Annotated in this window: 5 protein-coding genes; 1 reads left to right on the forward strand and 4 read right to left on the reverse strand. The window is 27.2% G+C overall.

The genetic code is table 11. The annotated features are described in order from the left end of the window. Window positions 1–336 precede the first annotated feature (336 nt). The 3 genes from Q361_RS13080 to Q361_RS13090 form a co-directional block, all read right to left on the reverse strand. Window positions 337–1,311 carry a tetratricopeptide repeat protein gene (locus Q361_RS13080; protein ID WP_103727174.1) on the reverse strand — a complete coding sequence of 325 codons (975 nt, stop codon included), beginning with the start codon at window positions 1,309–1,311 and terminating at the stop codon, window positions 337–339. Window positions 1,312–1,470: 159 nt separating this feature from the next. Further along, window positions 1,471–2,205 (reverse strand): DUF4339 domain-containing protein, encoded by a 735-nt coding sequence (locus Q361_RS13085; protein WP_103727175.1) that lies wholly within the window; start codon window positions 2,203–2,205, stop codon window positions 1,471–1,473. A 605-nt stretch (window positions 2,206–2,810) separates the two neighbouring features. Then, the gene (locus Q361_RS13090) at window positions 2,811–3,230 is read right to left on the reverse strand and encodes a hypothetical protein (protein WP_103727176.1); all 420 of its coding nucleotides are present in this window, start codon (window positions 3,228–3,230) and stop codon (window positions 2,811–2,813) included. 40 nt (window positions 3,231–3,270) lie between these two features. On the opposite strand from Q361_RS13090, the gene Q361_RS13095 reads away from it, so the two are divergent. After that, window positions 3,271–3,486, forward strand: a complete 216-nt coding sequence (locus Q361_RS13095) for a hypothetical protein (RefSeq protein WP_103727177.1) — start codon at window positions 3,271–3,273, stop codon at window positions 3,484–3,486. Between the two features lie 351 nt (window positions 3,487–3,837). Here the strand turns inward: Q361_RS13095 and Q361_RS13100 are convergent, their stop codons facing one another. Continuing rightward, window positions 3,838–4,257, reverse strand: a complete 420-nt coding sequence (locus tag Q361_RS13100; RefSeq protein WP_103727178.1) for a hypothetical protein — start codon at window positions 4,255–4,257, stop codon at window positions 3,838–3,840. Between the last annotated feature and the right edge of the window lie 153 nt (window positions 4,258–4,410).

Genomic DNA, 4,410 nt, shown 5'->3' on the forward strand with positions numbered 1-4,410 from the left:
TTTGTTTTCCGTTTTAAATCGTTAGACTTTACTAAATGTCCGCTAAACTTGAACCAAACTTTACTCGATTTCAGATAAAATTCAGCCGTTAGTTTCCTAAAAATCCAAAAAAGTGGACATTTCGTCAAGTCTTAAAATTCAAATGGTTGTTCAAACTAAAATGTTTGACTTCTGAATTTCGTCGGAAGTATGGCACACAACGTTCCGGCGCTTGGCGAGGTTGCGAACTTCGGAAACGATTATTTTCTGTTAAAGATAAAATTTCTTGCGAAATATAAACGTGTATTTACTACAAAATTCGCAATCTTGCCAAACGCCTGTTGTGTGTAGTTTTTTTTATTTACAAAAGTCAATTATATAATTTCGAACTTTAAAATTTCTTAAATCACCAACTTTTAAAAATGAATTACAAGCTTCATCATTTTTATTTACAGCTAAATATGAAATTCCTAGATTAACAAAAGCCTCACTGTATAAAAAACCTAATCTTTCTTTTATAGAATTTAAATCCATAATGTTAAGTTTTTCATATTCAGTAATTGCTTTATCAAATTCGTTATTTTCAAAATGTAATTTTCCTTTTTGGTGAATAGCATAAAAGTCTTTCTCTATTTTTTCAGTTAGACCTTTATACATTTGAAAAAAATTAAAGTTATGTTTTATCAAAAAGTCTTTACCACTTTCATTTTTGAAATATATTTCGGCTTTATTTAATGCTACAATAAACTCGTTATCAAATGATTTTGAAATACCGCTTAAAATTTTAATATCTTTAATTTTTCCTTCTTTTGTTAAAACAAATTCTGATTTGAATAAATTATTTTTTGTTGATTCTGATGTATATTTCGAAATGTTTTTTCTTAAAAAATCTTCAAATGTTAACTCGTTATTGAATTGTGGTTTATAAATTTCATTTGAAATGTAAAGTGTATCTTGATTTCTTATTTCAATGTTTGATTTGAATTCAATGTTTTTACTTAAAAAGTCTTCTTTTTTTGATAGAATTTGGATTTTGTTATCACCTTTTTCTTGAATTAATAAATAGTTATTTTCGAATGAAAAAAGTAATTCTCTAAAATCTAGTTTTATTGAATTATTTGTATATCTAGCATTGAATTTTTGATCATTTATTTTAATAGAGTTTGTTAAAAAATCATATTTGGTAAAAGTAGAATATAAAAGATGATTTATTTCCAAAGAATTTCCATTTTCATAAACGGTTTTTTCTAAAATCCAAGTTCCATTTAACTTTTGGGAATTAGCACTTATAAAAGTAATAAATGTTAATAGTAAAAATATTTTCTTTCTCATTTCTTTTAAAATTACACACAACGTGTCGCCGCTTCACGAAGTTGCGGATTTTCAACACTTTCGTTTACAAATATAGACAAAATTTAGTTTCAAAAATTACCAATTCTGATAAATCCCAAACCCCGCAATTTCGTGAAACGGCTGTTAGCAGTAGGCTTTTTATCTTCCGCTTCCCCAATTTGGATTTATTTTTTGCATTTCAGCTTCTAAATTTCTTATTTCATCTTTTATGATATCAATATCGTTTTGAGCTGAATTTATTTGTTCGTTTCTTTCAGAAGAAGTTCTTAACAGTTTAAATGCAGAAACATTATTTAATTTCTGTTTTGCAATTTCCAAATTTTGATAATTTACATTTAGTTGTTCAACTATTTCATTTATTCTTTTTTCAAGTGCTTCTTTTTTTTCACGAGCAATTCTATTCGCTTCAATTTTTTCTTGTTCAGCTAAACGAGCATTTTGTTCTTCTAATTCTTTTTGTTGTTGATTATAAGATTCAGTTTGTCTATTTTGTTCCTGTAATATTTCACGATTTTTATCTTGTAAATTATTGAAATAAGTTAGACCAATTATAATAACTAATGCTCCCAAAATTGAATAAAAAATATTTTTTTTTAACCCTAATATTTTTGTTGGTTCTTCTTCCTCAAACTTATTTTCGGTTTTTTGATTATTCTCAAATTTTGGTGGTGGCGGTTGTGAAGTAAATGAATTTATTGGTGGAGGAATTGATATTAAAATTGATTTTAAATCCTCAATTTCAGCTGCATTTTTCCAATCTTCTAAACCTTCAAACCAAACTTTAGTTTCTTTAGAAATTTTTTGAGCTTTTAGTTCTTCAAAGTTAAAAGGACCAAGTTGCTCATTTTTAACATAAATGTAATATTGTTTCATAAATAATTAATCTGTTAATATTAAACTTTATTTTAAATGGTTGTTTTTACACGATTTTTAGAGAAGCTTACTGCTAACGTTCCACCGCTTGCTTTCAGTGGCGATGAATTAGCACTAATGTTTAAATTTTTCCTTCTGTTTGTTTTTCTCTGCCGTTTTTTACAACTCCCAAGCGTAGCCATTGAAGCAAACGGTTGTTGTATGGCGTTATTTTATTTGTAAATGTCTGAAATTTTCTTTACTTTTGCAAAATAATTAGCCCAACTACGTCCAATTCGTTTCACCTTTTAGATGTAGTTGGGATTTTTATTGCTTAAAATTGAGGAGAAGCAGTAGCCTCGTGTAAGACAAAACTGCGATTTATTAAATTAAAAACAGAAATATATGGTTGAAATATTACCGTTGTTAATTTTCATGGTTTTATTAATAGTTATCCTGAGAGAAACTAAAACCAACTAATTAAGGCTTCCACACCTTACTAATATAAAAGTGCTTTCCGAAGAGCTTTTCAGCTTTTATTCCTCCTGTTCCCGCAGGAGGTTCTTTTTCAAACACTTATCATTTTGACAATGCAAAATTAAACAAATTTATTAAACTACAAAATATTATTCGTTTTTCATATTCAAAACATCTTCACCATCTTTTCTAAACACAGAGCCTGTTCTTCTCCATTTCATTTTTTGTCCATCAACACAAAGAATATAAACACCATTTCCTAATTGTTCAGAAACTTCAAGTAAAATTATTTTTTCTTGTTTTACTCCCATATCTACAGAAATATGTTTCTTTAAGTCATCAACTGTTGAACCCATTCTTTTCCAAGAACTACTTGTGTTATATTTTGGTTCTTTAAAACCTGCTTCAATTGCACAAGTGTTTTTTGATTCTGCTTTTGATTCATCATAACTCCAAGTTTTGTTTGATTTTAAAATGACTTTCTTTCCGTCTTCTGTTGTTGCTTTAATGTCTTGTCCAAAAGAACAAACTGAAAATAACGTTAATCCTAATAAAAATAATTTTCTCATAATTGTTTATATTTACATTTTTAAATTAATACTTTTTAATATGACTAAAATTCAATTGCACGATATTGTTGTTTTCAAAGCTACTCCAAATTCAGGAGAAATGGTTGTTATTGATGTTAAAAATAACTACAGAAACTTTCCTTATGCTAATTCAGAAAACCCTGTTATTTTTGTTAAATATTGGGATTCAAAAACTAACTTATATAATTACGATAGTTTTTATGCAAATCACTTAATAAAAGTAGATAAAGAATAAACTTTTTCTTCTACCATTAAATTAGTTATATAATCGTAGTATTTTTTAAATTCTTCCATTGTACGGCAGTTTCTAAGTAATTCTTTGATTATATAACTTTTTGTTTCTATTTGTATTTCTTTCTGCGTTTCTTCTTTCATAATGACATACAACGTTTTGAGGCTTTAAGAAGTTGGGGATTTGTAAGCCCGAAACTTTCGATTAAACACTGGAATTCAAAAGTACAAAATAAACTTTAAATTAAGCCGAAAACCCCAATTTCTTAAAACCGCTGTTAGCAGTAGTGCTTTCATTTTTTACTCTTATGCTTTTTTGTAAATATGTTTTTTTTTTCATTTTTTTTCATTCAATTTAAAATGATTTTGATAAATGTTTAAATAAAAAACTTAAACATAGTATAATTGGTAAAGCTAACCAGCCAGTAAAGTAAATTTCTACACCATCTTCACCTGTTCCGTAACATAACGTTTCTGCATCAATATATATTCTTGCTAAGCAGGCTTGTAAACAAAGATATTCTATAAAATTAAAAAGAGTCAGTTTTGTCAAAGTTAGATTTTTAGTTTTCATTAGGTTTTTAATAAAAATAATCGGCAAAGTAAAAGCTAAAAAACTTGTCAAAATCCATACTAAATTCCAATAATTAACACAATTTAAACTAATTTTTTCTGTCAGATTTTGAAGTGAGAAAAACAAGTTTCCTGTTAATCCAGGAATAAAAATTGCAATGAGACAAAAAATTAATGTAGGTTTCAAAAAATTAGATTTCATTTTTTTGTCTTTTTTTGTCGATTTTGTTGGTTTTTTGGCGCATTACTGCTAACGTTTTGCGGCTTGACGCAGAAGCGAAGCCAGCGAACGGCTAAATTTCTGCTAAAGATAAACATTTTCGTGAAAAACAGACTTCAATTTAAAATAAAATGA

It is taken from the genome of Flavobacterium croceum DSM 17960 (assembly GCF_002917885.1).
Lineage (GTDB): Bacteria > Bacteroidota > Bacteroidia > Flavobacteriales > Flavobacteriaceae > Flavobacterium > Flavobacterium croceum.